The following is a 17799-nucleotide window of genomic DNA, read 5'->3' on the forward strand; positions in this document are numbered from 1 at the left end:
TTATCCCCCCGCACCAGGAAGCCTGCGTATAGACCCTCCAGTTGTCCATATTACCAAAGACCAGGCGGCTAAAAGCGCTCTAGAAGCCCTTAAACAGGCCATTACACAAGGTCATACCTTCATACGAACCGCTCCACCCGGGGGAAGAGTACCTCCACGTAACATCATACAGCCAGGAACAAGCGAATTAACAATAACACGTATGAATTTATGCTATGCGGCTGTAGAGCGAAGCCCTCATCGGTTTCGTCTCCATCTATGCTGGGTTGTAGATTTCGACCAAATGGCTCATGGGAAACCGGTGCCCTTGAATGCCTTACAGTATACAACCGAGGTAGACGTGGACGCAGCAACCGGACGTGTTATGCTTATTGAATGGCCTGTACCCTTTTTTACATCACTCAAATAGCCCAGCACCTCTCAACGGGAATTGTAGTTGGAGATACCTTAAAGACACCGACTTCTTAATGTGACACTCCACCCGGTCAAAAGTCTAACGACTTCGCGCAGCTGCCTACGAGCTACGCGAACATGGTAGGGTGGGCACAAACTACCCCTACAGACGCCTCTCCTTCTGAATAAACTGGTACACGGACTGATTGCGCGATACGACCGGATAGTAGGGGCGGGTTTGAAACCCGCCCCTACATGTGGTTCAAACCCGCCCCTACTGCCCCAAGAAGCCGTGCCGTTTTAACGGCTACGGAGTGTCACAAGCACACCCTCCCCCTGCAAAAAGGCCTGCCGTCTTCCGATAAAAGAAAAAGGATGAAGCGATAAACTGACCCAAGGAAGAGGGCATCGGCCTTGAACGCAAACGACATTCCGCTGAGACGCTCCCTCCTCGTTACCGGAGCAGCGGGCTACCTAGGAGCCGTGTTTTGTGAGCAAGCCCTGCAAGCGGGCTATCATGTTGTAGGAGTAGACAACCTACTCTACAACCAACCTAGCCTTCTACATCTCTGCAGTCATCCAAACTTCGATTTCGTCCAAGGCGACATACGCGACAAGCAGCTCATGTGCTCGCTTCTACGTCGTGCCGATGCCATCGTCAACTTCGCCGGCATCGTGGGCGCCCCAGCCTGTGATCGCGACCCTTGGTTGGCGCGTGAGGTCAATTTCGAGGCCGTAAAACAGCTCAATCGCCTTCGTAGTCCTCAGCAACTCTTCCTCCAGCCCACCAGCAACAGCGGCTATGGCACTAAATCCGGTGAGACCTTCTGTACAGAAGATACCCCTCTCGAACCTATCTCCCTCTATGGACGCACCAAAGTGGAGGCCGAGTCGGAGCTGCTGGCCAGCGCAAACGCCATCTCTCTACGCCTAGCCACGGTGTTTGGCCCCTCGCCGCGAATGCGCCTCGACCTCCTCGTGAACCATTTCGTCTATGCGGCCGTTACCGATCGCTACCTTGTGCTTTTCGAAGCAGGCTTCAAGCGCAACTACGTGCACATTCGCGATGTGGCCGATGGCTTTCTGTTCTGTTTAGAGCATGCCGACCGGATGGTGGGGCAAGCCTACAACCTAGGCCTCGACAGCGCCAACCTTTCCAAATACGAGCTGGCGTTAAAAGTGAAGGCGTTCGTTCCCGAATTTCATATTGTCTGCTCCGAAATAGGCTCCGACCCCGATAAGCGCAACTACATCGTTTCCAGCGAAAAGCTCAGGCGCATGGGCTTTGAGACTAAAAGAGGCCTGGAAGAGGGCATTCAAGAGCTGCTGAAAGCCTACGCGCTTTTGGGGCGACGACCCTTTAGGAATATCTAACGGCGAGAACCTATCATGATCATCAGTAGAACTCCCTATCGCATCTCTTTTTTCGGTGGAGGAACCGACTATCCTTCCTGGTTTCGCACCTACGGCGGCGCCGTGCTTGCCGCCACCATTGACAAATACTGCTATCTCTGCTGTCGCTATCTTCCCCCTTTCTTCGACTTTCGCTATCGGGTGGTCTATGCGCGAACCGAGAGCACAACAACAGTGGACGCCATTGAACATCCGGCGGTGCGAGAGGTCCTACGGTTTTTGCAGATAGAACGAGGCCTTTCTATTCAACACGATGGCGATCTGCCGGCACGTAGCGGCATGGGCTCCAGTTCCGCCTTCACCGTGGGATTGCTGAACGCCCTTCATGCCCTCATGGGACAGATCGCTTCACAACAGCAGCTAGCCCAAGAGGCCATCGAAGTTGAACAGGAGCGCCTGAAAGAGACGGTCGGCTGCCAAGACCAGATTATGGCCGCCTACGGAGGCATTAATCACATCACCTTTTTACCGGACAGTCAATTTCTCGTGAGACCGGTTACCCTCGCCCCAGAACGACTCGCGGAGTTAGACGCGAGCCTTATGCTGTTTTACACGGGGGTAAAACGCACGGCTGCTCAAGTGGCCGAGACCTATGTGCAACATCTCAGCGCCAAAAAACAGCAGTTACGGGTTATGAAAGCTCTCGTCGAGGAGGGCCTTTCTATATTAACCGGCCAGCGCGACCTTAAAGAGTTCGGCGAGTTGCTGCACGAGGGTTGGGAGCTAAAGCGCTCCCTCAGCAATGCGGTGAGCAACCCGCGCATTGACGCCATCTATGAGGCCGCACGCAAGGCAGGGGCTCTCGGTGGAAAAATCACCGGGGCCGGAGGAGGAGGTTTTCTCCTGCTCTTCGTGCCTCCAGAACAGCAACCTGCCGTGAAAGAGGCACTTGCCAACCTCATCCACGTGCCTTTCCACTTCGACTTCTCCGGCAGTCGCATTATCTACTTCGACCCAGAAACCGACTACGCCATCGTGGAGCAAGAACGAATGCGGCAACCGCTCACCGAATTTGAGGAGCTAGCCGTCACCACGCCGCCACAGGCTGCTTAGGAAAACCTCTATGAACCTAGATAAACACACAAAGATTTGGATAGCCGGCTCCGATACGTTCCTAGGCGCCGCACTGTTAAGAGCCTTTCAACGAGCCGGCTATACCCATTGTTTGGGCGACCCCACAGGCATAGACCTCACCGACCCAGCCGATGTGGAGATGCTGCTAGCTCGCTTTAGGCCCACCGTCGTTCTCGTTGCGGCAGGGCTTTCCGGCGGGATCGGGTTGAATAAACGTCAGCCGGCCAACCTTATGACACACAATCTTCAGATGATCACCAATATCCTTCCGGCGGCGCACTGCTTTGGGGTAAAGCGGCTGCTCTACTTCGCAAGCTCGTGCATCTATCCGAGAGAGTGCCCCATGCCGGCACGTGAGGAGATGTTGATGACCGGCCCCATGGAACCGACCAGCGAGTTCTACTCCACGGCAAAACTGACCGGAGTGAAACTCTGTGAGGCATTTCATCGGCAGTACGGCGCCGATTTCTTCGGCGTGATCCCCACAAACCTCTACGGCCCTCAAGATGTCTTAGACCCTGAACGCGCCCATGTCGTAGGTGCCCTGCTAAACCGCATTGGCTGGGCGAAACAGATGCAGTTGCCGGAAGTGCAAGTTTGGGGCACAGGCAACGCACAACGCGAGCTGCTGCATGTGGATGACGCGGCCGAGGCGGCTGTGCTGCTAACGGAGCGCTACGCGGGAGGGAAGCCGGTGAATATCGGAGGTGGCGAAGTGTATAGCGTTCGTGAGCTGGCCGAAAAAATCGGCGAGGTGGTTGGCTACACAGGACGCCTCTGCTTCGATACCTCGCGACCGGACGGTGCTCCCTACAAGGCGCTTGATGGGCGTATCCTGGGTGAGATGGGGTGGAGACCGCGGCGCACATTGGTCGAGGGGTTGCAAGAGATGTGGCACCACTTCTTAGAGCTGCTCTCCGGCGAGCAGCGCAAAGTGGCTTAGAATGTGAAAATGAAGGAGAAATCTTTAGAGATGCTGGTGCGTTTCTATCGCGCGCTCTATCGCATACGCCGTGTCGAAGAGGAGATCGCTCGGATTTACCCCACCGATAAGATCAAAAGCCCGTGCCATCTGTCTATCGGCCAGGAGGCCATCGCTGTAGCTGTATGCGAGGCGCTTCAGCCGGAAGATGTGGTGTTTATGACCTATCGCGGGCATGCCCACTACCTTGCCAAGGGCGGCGATTTGAATCGCATGATCGCCGAGCTTTACGGCAAAGCCACCGGTTGCGCCAAAGGGAAAGGCGGCTCGATGCATCTGGTGGATGCCGAAGTGGGGGTTATGGGCGCCTCTGCAGTGGTGGGTACCTCGTTACCCCAATCGGTAGGCTATGCCTATGCCCTTAAAGTACGCAGGTCCAACGCCATTGTGGCCAGCTTTTTTGGAGACGGGGCCACCGAGGAAGGTGCCGCGCACGAAAGCCTCAACTTCGCTGCCTTAAAGCGTCTGCCGGTGCTCTTCGTTTGTGAGAACAACGGCTATGCGATCCATTCTCGTCAGCAAGCGCGACAGGCCAATCCAGACCTCTGCACCTGGGCCGGCTCCTACGGCCTGCCAACTGCAAAAGCCGATAGCAACGACATCTTCGGCCTTTATGAAACGGCTCAACAGGCCGTCGAGTACGTACGACGCGGGCGCGGCCCCTACTTTCTTGAATGCCTTACCTACCGTTGGAAAGAGCATGTGGGGCCAGGAGACGATTTCCATGCCGGCTATCGCTCGCCGGATGAGTTACAGCCATGGCAGGAGAAAGACCCGTTGCGCGTGCTGGCCCAACAGCTAGAGCCTGCGATACGTTGCGCCTTAGAGACGGAAGTCGAAAAGGAGATTGCGACGGCTTTCGCTTTCGCCGAAGAGTCGCCCTGGCCTAACCCATCAGAACTATTTACCGATACCTTCCACGAGGTGCAACATGGAGCGATTGTTAACGTGCGCTGAGGCCATTCGTGAGGCCACCGAACAGGAGATGGCACGCGACCCCAGGGTGCTGGTTTTGGGACAAGGCGTGGACGATTTTCGCGGTATCTACGGCACCACGAAAGGACTGGCGCAGACATTCGGCGCAGACCGCGTGTTCGATACCCCCCTGGCCGAAGATGGGATGACCGGAGTGGCCATCGGCGCCGCCCTTGCCGGAATGCGCCCCATCCATGTGCATATTCGCATGGACTTCCTCCTGCTCTGTATGAACCAACTCATCAACATCGCCGCCAAAAGCAGCTATATGTTCGGTGGCTCGCTGCATGTGCCGTTGGTGGTGCGTAGCGTCATCGGGCGCAGTTGGGGGCAAGGAGCACAACATTCGCAAGGGCTTCACGCCCTCTTCATGCATATTCCCGGGCTAAAAGTGGTGGCCCCAAGCACCCCCTACGATGCGAAGGGGCTTCTCATCGAGGCCATCCGCGACGACAATCCGGTGATCTTCGTGGAGCATCGCATGGTGCATGCCCTTAAAGGCCATGTGCCGGAAGAGAGCTATACGGTTCCATTCGGCCGTGCACGCATCCTGGAGGAGGGAGACGATATCACTCTGGTCGGCATCTCGCACATGGTGGTAGAGTGCCTTCGAGCTGCACGGTGTTTGACTCAAATAGGCCTCCGAGCCGAGGTCATAGACCCCGTGTCGCTAAGCCCCCTAGACGCCGAAACCATTGTAAAATCGGTGCGAAAAACCGGAAAGCTTCTTGTTGTAGATACGGGGTGGACATCCTGCGGCGCCGGTGCAGAGATAGTGACTCAGGTGGCCGAGCGACTGCAGGGCGTACAAGATTTTCGGTTTGCGCGCATGGGCTACCAGCCTGTTCCGTGCCCTACGACACCGGTTCTTGAGGAACTCTTCTATCCAAACCCGCAAACCATCGCTGCCACGGCCGCACGTCTTGTGCGTGGGGAAGCCCACGACTGGATGCCGGAAAAAATAGAAGCACCCGAACTCGTTCAATTCAAAGGACCTTTCTAACATGACCGCCCAACCGAACTACCGTTCCAAAGAACGCCTCCTAGCGAGCGAAACACCCGTCCCTGCTTCGGTCTCAGCTGCCATTGTGGCCTCCCGTCTAAACTGGCCGCTCATGCAGAACAACCTAACACGTGCCGATCTCGACGCCGTCATTGCACTGCTGCAGCAGGAAGACCCCAAGCTGACGCATGGAGAGCACGTTTTGGCCTTCGAGGAAGAGTGGTCGCGTTGGCTCGGTGTTCGCTATAGCGTTATGGTGAACTCGGGCGCGTCGGCTAACTTGCTCACGATGACGGCATTGCGTCTGCTGAAAGGGCCTGGTGAGGTCATCGTGCCCACCATTACCTGGGTCTCCGACATCGCCTCTGTTCTACAATGCGGTTTTACCCCCGTTTTTGTGGATATTGACCCTCATACCCTCGGTATGGACACCCGCCAAGTTCTGCAGAAACTAGGGCCAAACACGCGCGCCGTCTTTCTCACCCATGTGCTCGGCTATAATGCGCTCACAGACGAGCTGCTCGATGAACTAGAGCAGCGCGGTATTCCTCTCATCGAAGATGTGTGCGAGTCGTATGGCGCCACCTTCAAGGGACGCAAATTAGGCACTTTTGGCCTTATGAGCAACTTCTCCTTCTATTATGCGCACCATCTTACCACCATCGAGGGGGGCATGATCTCCACCAACTCCGAGGAGCTTTACGAGATGTTGCGAATGCTGCGCTCGCATGGCATGGTGCGCGAAGCTCACTCAAGAAACTGGCGCCACAGCTATAGTCGGCGCCACCCCGATCTCAACCCCGATTTCATATTCGCCTACCCCGGCTATAACGTGAGGCCAACCGAAATCAACGCCGTCATCGGCCGCTCACAGCTTCGACGCCTCGACGAAAACAACGAAAAACGACGTGAGAACCTGCGCATCTTTCTAGAAAACCTCGACCCCAAAAAGTACTTTACCGAGTTCCGTACGGAGGGTAGCTGCAGCTACGCGCTCACGCTTGTATTACGTGAACCCGATGAGGCGCTCTGCGCCAACGTCATGCTCACGCTGCGCGCTCACGGGGTGGAGTTCCGCCGAGGCACGGCCGGAGGAGGGAACCAGCTGCGCCAGCCTTATTTAGAAAATATCGTCCCCCGCGGCATCTGGCACGACTACCCAGAGGCCGATCATATCCACTTTTACGGTTTTTACATCGGCAACTACCCCTCTCTTGAACGCCAGAAGATCGAACAACTGTGCGCGCTGCTAAACTCGCTTTCGGGCAACTAAGGAAAAGACCATGCAGATACAACGAAGTGGGGAGAAACAGGATTATTTGGTATCGGCTCTGGTGCCGCTCTACAATGCGGCACGGTTTCTGCCAGGCCTCATAGAAGACCTCGAAGCACAGACTCTGGCTCCGCACCTCGAAATCGTGCTCTGCAACACGGCCTCGCCCCAAAATGAACAGTCCCTCCTCGCCGAATATATGCGTCGCTACCCCAATATCGTCTCCATCTATGTAGACCATCGAGAGAACGCTCATGAGGCGCTCAATCGGTGCATTCAGGTGGCAGGTGGACGCTATCTTACACTCGCCTGTGCCGATGACCGGCATCGGCCCGATGCCCTTGAGAAAATGGTGCAAGCGCTTGAAACCCATCCCAATGTAGGGCTTGTCTACGCCGATAGCCTCATTACGAACGGTGAGAACGAAACCTTTGCCAACAACAACGCCCACGCCGTTTTTCGCTGGCCGGAATATAGCCTGCGTCAAGCGCTTATGTACGCTATGTTCGGGCCCCAACCTATGTGGCGACGTGAGGTGCACGAAAAAGTCGGCCTCTTCGACCCAAGTCTTGTGGTGGTGGGAGATTACGACCTGTTTTTGCGAATCGCGCATGGTTGCGGAGCCTACCACCTGCCGGAGATTTTGGGGCTGTTCCGGGCAGGAGGCCTTTCGATGAGCGGCAACGATGCATGCACCAAAGAGACGTTGCAGGTGCTCCGCCGCTATCGTTCCACCATCCCTCTTGAAGACATCTACCCCGGACTGAACGCCGAATGGAAAAACGATGCCTTTGCCCGTGCAGCCGCTCTCATGGACTATGCGCGCTCTCTGCTCGTCGCCTCGAGTGTCCCTGCAGAAATCGGATGGATACAGTCCCTATACGAGGAGGCAAGAACCCTTATAGGGGACCACCCTATTTTACTAAACAATTTGGCGGTTCTCGCATGGCTGAGCGGCCAGATGAAAGAGGCCACGGCAACGCTCGAAAAGCTTGCGCTCTTTGGTGTGCCTCTGGCCTTACAAAACCTTAATGCCGTTCGATCAACTCCCAACGGGCAAACACAAAATCTTGCGGTTGGAACTCTACGCCATCCTGTAGTGCGCACACTGCCCGAACTTCTGCCGCCCAACTTGGTGCAACAACCTTGGAGCAAGGCAAGCCCCCAATCGCTTCTCCTGCCAGATGGACGCAAAGCCGATAAAAGCGCACTCTCTTTTATCGTAATTACCGGAGGCAAACGGCAAAATCTCATCGCCCTGATCGTTCAAAGCATTCGCAAGCAGCACATCCCCAAATACGAGATTTTGATCTGCGGAAACTGCGAAGGGCTTCTGTTCGAGGGTGGAGATGTTACGCTTATTCCCTGCCCAGACCTCGCCGCACAAGGCAGGCTAGGAGCCATGCGAAACTGCGGTGTTGATCGAGCGCGTTACGAGACCCTCGTCTTTTTAGACGACGATTGTCTCCTGGATTCTGAGTGGTATGCTGGTTTCCTAAAAGGCCCCGATCGGTTCGACGTGCTCACCATGCAGGTGCGGATGCCGGACGGTACGCGCTATTGGGATCGTGTTACAAAGGCACCACAACGCGGCCAAATGATTCTCTGTGAAGGGGAAGAGGATCACGACATCTACGCCACAGGCGGGGCCTCCCTCATGCGCGCGGAAGTCGCCCGGATGGTGCGCTGGAACGACCATCTAAAAGTGGGCGAAGAAGAGGATATAGACTTTTCTCGCCGCTGTCGAGCTATGGGCTACTCCATAGGCCATCTCTCCGATTGCCTTATTTACCACGCCGATGCTACCTATACCTCGCTAGGCCGCTGGGTTTATCGTCGTAAAGAGGGACGTACGCACGACTGGATACACACCATAGAAACGCAAGACCCTCTGCAACTCTATTCCGAAGCTTTGGCGCGTATTGAAAGGGGAGAGCTGGCAGAAAGTGTTGACTGTCTACGCTGGGGCACGCTGAATCATCCGATGAATCGCGAGTTTCGATTCGGGTTGTCCACCATTGCCTTCCTTGCCGGTGGGAATCTGCCGAACAACGCCTGGTATCCCAACGGCTGGCCGCGTTTCGTCCAATGGCTGGCCGAACTTCAAGAGGGAACGACGGTGGCCTCGCCTTCGGAACCGGCATTGTGCGTGGAGCACCGAGATCGCCCTCTCGCACCCTATTTCTTCGCCTCCCAACCCCATGAAAAGGCCATACCCCCCCAGTTTCAAACCCTCCCTGAAATGCGAGAGGCTCCAGATGCCCTGCTTTTCGCCTGGAGGCAGGCCGGCATAACTCCTAAGTTATGCGTGCGCCCCTGCAGTTCCCAAGCGCCTCAATATTCTCTGCTTGAGGCAGCTCTAATCAAAGCGCATCTGCTCGAGGAGGGGGTGACCAAAGCCGACCTGCATATAACATTCGCCCCCGATGAAGAGCCATCTGTAGAAGCCGCTATTCACATAGGACGACCGCAATGGCCAACGCTACTTCCATCCTCGGCATGGATTGGTGCCTGCCAAAAGCTCGACCGTATTTGGGTGCCCACCTCCTTTCACCGAGAGAGGCTACTCGAAGTCGGTATAGCGGCCGACAAAGTAAGCATAGTTCCATTTGCTGTTAACTTAGATCGCTATCGGCCGAAGACACGTGGGCATTCACAAACCTCGGTGTTGAAGGGCATGCGCCGCTTTAACTTTCTCGCGCACTTTGAATGGAGCCGCACAAATGACTGGGAGACGCTCGTCCGCGCCTTCCTTCAGGCGTTTCGACCGGAGGAGGATGTCGCGCTGGTGCTCCATCCCTTTGCCCTGCAGGAAAACACCGCCCAACGAATGCGACAGGAGTTAGCCCATTGCCTCCTTCCTATGCTGAGCGCCCGCCCCCACCCTAGCATCGTGTTGCAGACGACGCCATTGGAACCGGAGAACCTGCAGGCGCTTTATCGTGAGTGTCACTGCTTTGTCTCGGTGGCACGAACGAGCGACATAAAACGTTCGGCCATAGAAAGCATGGCCTATGGCCGCCCGGTGATCGCGCCGTCTTGGGGTGCCATGCAGGAGCTTTTTTCGGAGGAGACGGGCTATCCGGTACAGGCCACGGAAACGCCCGTGAACTTCGTGGCGGCTCTAGAGAAGCCGTGGCTTCGCGAAGGGCGTTGGATTGATATTGATGTGGCCGACCTCAGCCGGCAGATGCGTGCCGCTTTCGAGAATCCAACCGAGGCGGATGCACGGGGAGAGCAGGCGCGTCTGTTTCTAAAACAGCACCATGATTATCGCGTGGTCGCTCCAATTCTTCAGCAAGAGCTAGACCGTTTGGGCATGAAGAATCCCTCCGTTGTTATCGAGTATCCGTTATAGCAACACTCCGCTCGGTCTAAAGCCCAGCAGCTTCTCACAGCAGCCTGCGAGCTACGCGGACATGAGGGAGGATAGGCATCTGTAGGGGTAGGTCCTGTGCCTACCCCTACGGTCGTGGATAGCCCATCCCCCTTCTGCTAGACAAATATATGCTTGCGCTCTTGAAAAGAACGCCGTATAATGTATTCCGTCCTATTTCGATAAAATGCGCAGGTGAGTTGTCCATGCGATCTATTTTAACTCCCGCCCAAAAGGCAGCAAATGCCCTTAAGCGTGCAGAGCGTGCGCTCCGCGACTGGCAAGACGACCCGGCCAGCCCACGCCGTGATGTAGATAAGATGCTTGCGGCTCTGGCCGAGTTGCGAATGCTGGTTCAAGCCCACCTTTTGGAGGAAATAGAGAAACGCGCCGCTAGCCCGCCCTCTAATCGCTAGCGCTTTGCACTTTGTGCCCCAACTCTTATCGTTAATGAGGCCTTTCCCTCTAACGCGACGACCAACCTTCCTGTCGGTTGGTCGAAAGTTGTGGTGCCCATCTGTGCAGGCTTGCCGTTAACCAACACCTCTGGCTTTGTTTGAAACCCACTCACAAGCGCATAGTATCTTCCCTTTGGCCAACCGTTCACTTCACAGATCACCTCGTTGCTGGTCTCCCGCACCGCTTCTATCGCTCCTGGTGCTTGCAACAGCAGATGGTGTTTTGGAAAGGCACGCAGTGAATAGAGCGGCGTTTTACGGAAGAGAGAGGGAAGTTCTGCAAAGAGGGTGCAGGGATTAATGGCCGGGTCATTGCGAATTTGGCCTTTCAGATTGAAAGAGTCGGGCAGCAGCCCCTGTCGTAATGGGTCGGAGCCAACCGGCCAGGTCTGTTGAATACCGGAGATCGTGATTCCGTCGGCGATCTGCCGCCATGGACCTTTGGGATCAAACGGGGCCAGCTGATAGAGGGCGCTTGCGTAGACAAGGCCACACCATTGCACCGGTAGGCCCATCCAGTTTGGAGCAACCCAATGCGTTGCTCCGAAAACGGGCGGAGTGGCATAAGGACCAACGGCCTGACCGGTAGGGTTGTAGAGATAGACGAAAGGAAGCCCCGTCCACGCCCACGCTTTGGCGCGTTCGAGAAACGCTTTATCTCCGGTTAGCATGTAACCAAGCACAAACGCATGAACGAGGTGAGCAGACGCCAAAATATCGGGCGTATGCAGCGGTACCTCCCACGACTGTGCCCCTCTAGGCACCGTGTTATCGAACTGTTCAAGAGCGCGCAGATGCTGCAGCGCGAGACCGATGAGCGTGGGATCGCCGGAGGCAATTGCGTTCTGGAGGAGGTTTACCACCACGCCGGCTGTAAGCCCGTTTGCAGTACGTGTGGGGTTGGTGCTCGCCAAATCCTCCCCATGGGGCGGTGGATTGTAGAGGATGGTGCCCTCCGGTGTAAATTGTGATAGAATGTTGCGGGCTGCTGCGGCCGCAGTGTCGGCGTTCTCCATCACATGCCCAAAAACGAGAGAAGGCACAGGAAAGTGAACATGCCCTATTCCCGCACTGTTTAAATCCTGCGGAGGCACAGCAGAGAGATAGCGCTTGGCTCCCGCTTCAAGCTCTTGGGCCAGGGTGGTATCGGCTCCGTGCACTGCCGCATAGAGCATCATAGTGGGCGCATCGGCGACGGGCTGAGGCCCAAAGTTGGGGTATGCATGGCGCAACCTATCTCCTTCAACAATGCCGGAATGGAGCCACCCCGCTGCAGCCAAGTGAAGACAGCCCTGCCAATCGAGATGCGCATCCGGCAGGTGAGGCAGTCCCCAGAGACTTACGTAGCGTTGAATGGCCGGAACAACGGTCTGCCCATCGCCACAGAGAATGTAGGCCGTACCATGGAAGGGCTTTTCTGGTGAAAGGGTAACGCCATCGTATGGAAGCAGACTTCCCTCCTCGCGATTAAGACCGTTAGAGCCGGGGCAGAGAATCCCCATTACCTGTGCGCCGGAGTGAAATTGCCTATCTGGCGTATCGAAGAGAGCGCACACGTTCGACTCCATCTGCCAGGAGAGGGCGATCCAGCGGTGCTGGGCAACCACCACCATCAGCGGGAAAGTTATCTTCTCGGTATCCGGCACCTGACGATTGGCCTGCGGGCCGCGAATATCCGCTTGGCTGCTGGAAGGTTCATCCGGCCCGAGGTACTCTAGTCCAGGAAAGAGCGCCTGAGTCTTGTGTTCCCCAAAGCTGCCCAGCCCCGGAAAAAGCAGAAAGACAGGTAGGAAAACGACGTTGCGGGGCCGGTTGACATTGACCTCTACATCCACTTGAATAAGGTTGGGCGCAGCAGCAGAAAACGTTTGGCGAAACCTCCATGTGGCACCGTCTGGGTCTTGCAGGGTAGTGTGTACCATGAGAGCACCTTCCTCTTTTTGCACAGAGGTGGTACCCTTGAGAGGGATAAAACGGGCCTCACCGTTCTCCATATAGCCGATCAGGGCTTGATTATCGCCGGCGGCCATGGTCTCGCCTCGAAACCTCACTACAAAGTCGCCCATCTGATCGGGATTTTGCAACAGCTCTAAGGAACCGCTTAGAAGACGGAGAGCCTTTGGCGAAAGAACCGGCACTGTGGGGCGCGGCCATGAAGGTGGCTGAAGGATGGCTCGTTTTTCAAAAGCCATCCAGGCCACGGTGCAACTGCCTTGATCGCCCGGCGGGTCGAAACGAATCTGATAACGGGGGCCTAGCGGAGGAACCGGCATCCGCAGTGTATCCCACCGTTTTGCGGGAACAGGGAACCGAACGGAAGCTGGCTCGGTGGGTGTGGTGCCGGCCGGAAAGTAAAAAAGCTGCCCGACACCGCCTTGCTCCGAATAGAGATGGATGGAAAACCAGAGCGGCTGGTTTGGGGGATAGTCGAAAACAGGGCCGAAGAGATAGGGGTCTTCCCCACCAATGCGTATCTGCAAGCCTTCGGGAGTTTGCGAGAGACCGGCAATATCGTGGGTCGGCTGCCATTGCCAGGCATATTGACTTTGGCGAAGATCGAAACGTACGATCTCTTGAGCTTCCGCTTTGGCGACAAGCCCCGTCCCAACGAACAGAAGACAGAGGAAGAGATAGAGGTCGAATCTACCTAGTAACACTTGGAAGCAGTCTGTACCGAGCATTGGTAAAACCTCCTGAAGAGGGGTCTAGTAGTATTTGTGCGGTGTTCCAGATATACTTACATGGGGAAAGACGTTTCTCCTGCCTGCTCTGCTCTTTCAGAAAGGAATAGAGGCCTGTGACGCTAGTCACCTTCTTTTTTTTCGCACATCAGCCGTTTCGTCTTAGCGCTTACGAACAGCGCAGCCCACGTCGTGATCTGGCACCCGAGGAGTTTTATGACACCTATTTCGACGACACCCTAAACCGCCAAATCTTTCAACGAGTGGCCGAAAAATGTTACTATCCAGCTTCAAGGATACTGTTAGAGCTTGTTCGTGAACATAGGGAAACCGAAAAACCGTTTAAATTCGCCTTTGGACTTTCGGGCACGCTCCTAGAACAGGCTCAACGTTACGATCCAGGTGTTATTGCGCTTTGGCAAGAGCTTGCAGCCACCGGTTGTGTCGAATTTACCGGTGAGACCTACTACCACTCGTTAAGCAGTCTCTTCCCTGGAGATAGAACGGAGTTTCATGAGCAGTGCCGGCTTCACGCCGATACCATCGAGCGCCTATTCGGCAGGCGTCCCACCGTCTTTCGCAACACGGAGTGCCTTTACAACGATACGGTGGCCTGGCATGTGCAGCAGATGGGCTATGAGGGCATCATTACAGAAGGGGTGGATTGGGTTTTAGAGGGTTGGCGCTCGCCGGATTTCGTCTACGAGGCGCCCTGTGGCCTGCCCGTTCTGTTACGGAACTATCGCCTTTCCGATGACATTGCCTATCGCTTTCCAAACCGCCACTGGGACCAGTGGCCTTTAGATGCCGAAAAGTTCGCCTTTTGGCTCTCTACCAACACCGACATGAACGTGCTTTTGGCCATGGACTACGAGGCTTTCGGGGAGCACATCTGGGCCGATACAGGCATCTTCGACTTTCTGCGCAATCTTCCCGGAGCAATTAAACGTCACCCGCAACTCGAATTTGTAACGCCCACAGAGGCCATTCGCCGTCTGCCTCGCGTGGGCACCATCCACGTGCACGATTTCGCAACTATTTCATGGGCCGATAAAGAGCGCGACACCTCCGCCTGGCTAGGCAACGAAATGCAACAGTTTGCTTTTGAAGAGATCAAACGCATGGAGGCGCCCATTCGTGCCACAGGCCACCCAGAGTTTTTACGCATTTGGCGCCTGTTGCAGACAAGCGACCATCTCTACTATCTTTCAACAAAAGCCCTAAGTGACGGGGATGTCCACCAGTACTTTAGCGCCTATGGCTCCCTCTTTGAGGCCTTCATACGCCTTCAAACCGCCTTGAGTGACCTGCTTCATCGGGCAGAACGCTATGTCGAGCAAGGCTCCTGACCCATCTGCCCATCTATAAAGCCATCTGCTGCTGCCAAACCCCACAAAAATAAAGGAGGCGTTCTCGCCTCCTTAAGTTCTCTCTCTTCGAAATGTATCTAAACGCACATGGTAGAAGCGACAGCTAAGCTACCTAATCCAACCCAAGCACCTTACGCAAGTAGCGACCGGTGTGGCTTTCAGGAACCTCGGCCACCTTCTCCGGTGGGCCTTCGGCAATGATGCGCCCACCGGCATCGCCTCCTTCCGGCCCTAAATCCACAATCCAGTCCGCCGTTTTGATGACATCGAGGTTGTGCTCAATAACCAGAACGGTATTGCCCGCATCTACCAACCGATTCAACACACCGATAAGCTTCTCCACATCGGCGAAATGAAGCCCGGTGGTCGGCTCATCAAGGATGTAGATGGTACGGCCGGTGGGCCTTTTCGCCAATTCGGTGGCGAGCTTTACGCGCTGAGCCTCCCCGCCGGAAAGTGTGGTGGCCGGCTGGCCGAGCCGAATATAGTCCAACCCCACATCGTGCAGCGTTTTGAGCTTACGCACCAAAGGTGGCAGGTTCTCAAATAGCTGGAGGGCTTCCGAAACCGTCATATCGAGCACATCGGCAATGGATTTTCCACGATACTTCACCTCAAGAGTCTCGCGGTTGTAGCGTTTGCCTTTACAAACCTCACAGGGAATATAGACGTCCGGCAGAAACTGCATCTCGATCTTGAGAATGCCGTCTCCTCTGCAGTTTTCACAGCGCCCTCCCTTCACATTGAAAGAAAAGCGGCCCGGCTCATAGCCGCGCATTCGCGCATCCGGCGTGCGGCTGAAGAGATCGCGAATAAGATCGAAGGCGCCTGTGTAGGTGGCGGGATTAGAGCGGGGCGTGCGTCCGATGGGCGCTTGGTCAATATCCACAACCTTATCCACAAACTCTAAACCGCGAATCGCCTCGTACGCCCCCCATACGGCGTGTGTACCGTAGATATGGTGCATGAGCAGCGGGTAGAGGGTCTCTTGAATAAGGGTAGATTTACCGCTGCCACTTACCCCGGTTACCACCACAAAAAGACCCAGTGGCACGCGAAGCGTCACATTTTTGAGGTTATGCTGGCGAGCGCCGATCAGCTCTAACCAGGCCTCTTTGGGAGCACGTCGCTGTTCGGGCACGGCAATGCGACGGCGGCCGCTGAGGTACTGACCGGTGATAGAGGTAGGGTGACAGCGAATATCCTCAATCGTTCCTTGCGCCACTATCTGCCCACCATGTTCGCCGGCGCCGGGGCCGATGTCAATAATCCAGTCGGCTGCCTCCATCGTCTCCTGATCGTGCTCCACCACAAGCACCGTGTTACCGAGATCGCGCAAGCTCTTGAGCGTGTTGATCAATCGCGTGTTATCTCGCTGATGCAGGCCGATGGAAGGCTCATCGAGAATGTAGAGCACCCCCATAAGGCCCGAGCCGATCTGGGTTGCAAGACGAATACGCTGGGCCTCCCCTCCCGCCAAAGTACGCGCGCTTCTATCCAGTGTGAGATACTCCAGCCCGACGTTCAACAGAAACCCCAGTCGCGCCTTGATCTCACGAATAATCTGGCGTGCGATCATCGCCTCTCTCTCTGAAAGAGTCAACTGGTCGAAAAAGGCCTGCAACTTATCCAACGGCAACGCGCACAGTTCCGCAATGTTTTTGCCACCCACAAGCACGCAGAGGGCTTCGGGTTTGAGACGTTTGCCCTGGCAAGCGGGACAGGGTCGCTCACTCTGATACTGCTCCAGTTCCTCACGGACGAGGTCGCTGCTTGTCTCTTGCAGCCGCCTCTCCAACATGGGGATAACACCGGGGAACTCGGTGTCGAAATGGCGAACCCGCCCCCACCGATTGCGAAACTCCACCGTAACGTTGCCTTCCACACCGTGCATGAGCGCATGAAACTGCGACTCGGAGAGTGCATTAAGAGGCGTGTCCAACGTGAAACCGAGTCGGCGCGCCGCGGCCTCAAACAGGCTTCGTTGGTAATCGTGCAGGCCGCCTGTGCTCGATTTTGGCGTGAAAGGCCGAAGCGCCCCACGATTAATAGAGAGACTGCGATCGGGTGCAATAAGCTGAGGATCGAACTCCTTCATAAAGCCTAACCCATGGCATTCCGGGCAGGCGCCATAGGGCGAGTTGAAGGAAAAGAGACGAGGCTCGATCTCGTCAAAGTTGAAGCCCTCTTCGTCCGACGAAAACTTCTCGCTGAACCGCAACTCCTGCTCCGGTTGCCCCTCTTGAGCCAGCACCTGAACCACAGCAACGCCCTTGCCACGCTTTAGAGCCTGCTCCATCGAGTCGGCAACGCGCGTACGAATACCCTCTCGAATGACCAGACGGTCTATCACGATCTCAATGGTGTGCTGCTTATAGCGCTCTAAAGAGGGTATCTCCTCGCTGAGGTCCACCGTCTCCCCATCAATGCGGGCGCGGGTAAAGCCTTCCTTTCGAATCTCCTCTAGCTCCTTGCGGTACTCCCCCTTCCGCCCACGCACTATGGGGGCGAGAATCTGCACGCGGCTGCCTTCCGGCAAAGCAAGCACACGGTCTATCATCTCTTCGATAGATTGTTTGCTGAGAGGCTGGCCGGTTTTCGGGTCGTGAGGAACGCCGATTCGCGCAAACAGGAGGCGCAGATAGTCGTAAATTTCCGTTACCGTGCCCACGGTGGAGCGGGGGTTCTTGCTGGTAGATTTTTGGTCAATCGAAACGGCGGGGCTAAGCCCATCAATCTGGTCTACATCCGGTTTTTCCTGAAGGCCGAGGAACTGGCGGGCATAGGCCGAGAGGCTTTCC

General features: G+C 55.9%; 12 protein-coding genes. 10 read left to right on the plus strand and 2 right to left on the minus strand.

All coding sequences use genetic code 11. The features are described from left to right. The 9 genes from VKV18_RS00705 to VKV18_RS00745 all read left to right on the plus strand — a co-directional run. Positions 1-409, plus strand: a 409-nt coding sequence (locus tag VKV18_RS00705) for a hypothetical protein (RefSeq protein ID WP_324202308.1), incomplete at its 5' end; no start/stop codon positions are given. A 398-nt stretch (positions 410-807) separates the two neighbouring features. Next, entirely contained in the window at positions 808-1767 is a 960-nt protein-coding gene (locus VKV18_RS00710; protein ID WP_324202309.1) for an NAD(P)-dependent oxidoreductase, read from the plus strand. 15 nt (positions 1768-1782) lie between these two features. Further along, on the plus strand, positions 1783-2859 hold the full coding sequence (locus VKV18_RS00715; RefSeq protein WP_324202310.1) for a kinase: 1077 nt from the start codon (positions 1783-1785) through the stop codon (positions 2857-2859). A 10-nt stretch (positions 2860-2869) separates the two neighbouring features. Beyond that, positions 2870-3823, plus strand: coding sequence for an NAD-dependent epimerase/dehydratase family protein (locus VKV18_RS00720; RefSeq protein ID WP_324202311.1), 954 nt, complete (start codon positions 2870-2872; stop codon positions 3821-3823). 30 nt (positions 3824-3853) lie between these two features. After that, a complete protein-coding gene (locus tag VKV18_RS00725; protein WP_324202312.1) occupies positions 3854-4819 on the plus strand; it encodes a thiamine pyrophosphate-dependent dehydrogenase E1 component subunit alpha in 966 nt (321 codons plus the stop codon). Further along, on the plus strand, positions 4794-5840 hold the full coding sequence (locus VKV18_RS00730; protein ID WP_324202313.1) for an alpha-ketoacid dehydrogenase subunit beta: 1047 nt from the start codon (positions 4794-4796) through the stop codon (positions 5838-5840). Before VKV18_RS00725 ends, VKV18_RS00730 begins: the two co-directional genes overlap by 26 nt. Position 5841: 1 nt before the next feature. Next, positions 5842-7113 carry a DegT/DnrJ/EryC1/StrS family aminotransferase gene (locus VKV18_RS00735; protein WP_324202314.1) on the plus strand — a complete coding sequence of 424 codons (1272 nt, stop codon included), beginning with the start codon at positions 5842-5844 and terminating at the stop codon, positions 7111-7113. A gap of 10 nt (positions 7114-7123) precedes the next feature. After that, the gene (locus VKV18_RS00740) at positions 7124-10471 is read left to right on the plus strand and encodes a glycosyltransferase (protein ID WP_324202315.1); all 3348 of its coding nucleotides are present in this window, start codon (positions 7124-7126) and stop codon (positions 10469-10471) included. A 224-nt stretch (positions 10472-10695) separates the two neighbouring features. Then, positions 10696-10905, plus strand: coding sequence for a hypothetical protein (locus tag VKV18_RS00745; protein ID WP_324202316.1), 210 nt, complete (start codon positions 10696-10698; stop codon positions 10903-10905). Here VKV18_RS00745 and VKV18_RS00750 read toward each other — a convergent pair. Then, on the minus strand, positions 10902-13628 hold the full coding sequence (locus VKV18_RS00750; RefSeq protein WP_324202317.1) for a hypothetical protein: 2727 nt from the start codon (positions 13626-13628) through the stop codon (positions 10902-10904). The genes VKV18_RS00745 and VKV18_RS00750 overlap by 4 nt on opposite strands. Before the next feature lie 116 nt (positions 13629-13744). Here VKV18_RS00750 and VKV18_RS00755 point away from each other — a divergent pair, with 116 nt between their 5' ends. Continuing rightward, on the plus strand, positions 13745-14977 hold the full coding sequence (locus VKV18_RS00755; RefSeq protein WP_324202318.1) for a glycoside hydrolase family 57 protein: 1233 nt from the start codon (positions 13745-13747) through the stop codon (positions 14975-14977). A 133-nt stretch (positions 14978-15110) separates the two neighbouring features. Here VKV18_RS00755 and uvrA read toward each other — a convergent pair. Continuing rightward, the coding region (gene uvrA, locus VKV18_RS00760) for an excinuclease ABC subunit UvrA (protein WP_324202319.1) at positions 15111-17799 on the minus strand (2689 nt) is incomplete at its 5' end.

The sequence above is a fragment of the Chthonomonas sp. genome, assembly GCF_035294505.1.
GTDB lineage: Bacteria > Armatimonadota > Chthonomonadetes > Chthonomonadales > Chthonomonadaceae > Chthonomonas.

Coding starts and splice junctions, on each gene's coding strand:
- VKV18_RS00720 (WP_324202311.1), top strand. CDS start 2,870: ATGAACCTAGATAAACACACAAAGATTTGGATAGCCGGCTCCGATACG.
- VKV18_RS00725 (WP_324202312.1), top strand. CDS start 3,854: ATGCTGGTGCGTTTCTATCGCGCGCTCTATCGCATACGCCGTGTCGAA.
- VKV18_RS00735 (WP_324202314.1), top strand. CDS start 5,842: ATGACCGCCCAACCGAACTACCGTTCCAAAGAACGCCTCCTAGCGAGC.
- VKV18_RS00715 (WP_324202310.1), top strand. CDS start 1,783: ATGATCATCAGTAGAACTCCCTATCGCATCTCTTTTTTCGGTGGAGGA.
- VKV18_RS00740 (WP_324202315.1), top strand. CDS start 7,124: ATGCAGATACAACGAAGTGGGGAGAAACAGGATTATTTGGTATCGGCT.
- VKV18_RS00750 (WP_324202317.1), bottom strand. CDS start 13,628: ATGCTCGGTACAGACTGCTTCCAAGTGTTACTAGGTAGATTCGACCTC.
- VKV18_RS00730 (WP_324202313.1), top strand. CDS start 4,794: ATGGAGCGATTGTTAACGTGCGCTGAGGCCATTCGTGAGGCCACCGAA.
- VKV18_RS00745 (WP_324202316.1), top strand. CDS start 10,696: ATGCGATCTATTTTAACTCCCGCCCAAAAGGCAGCAAATGCCCTTAAG.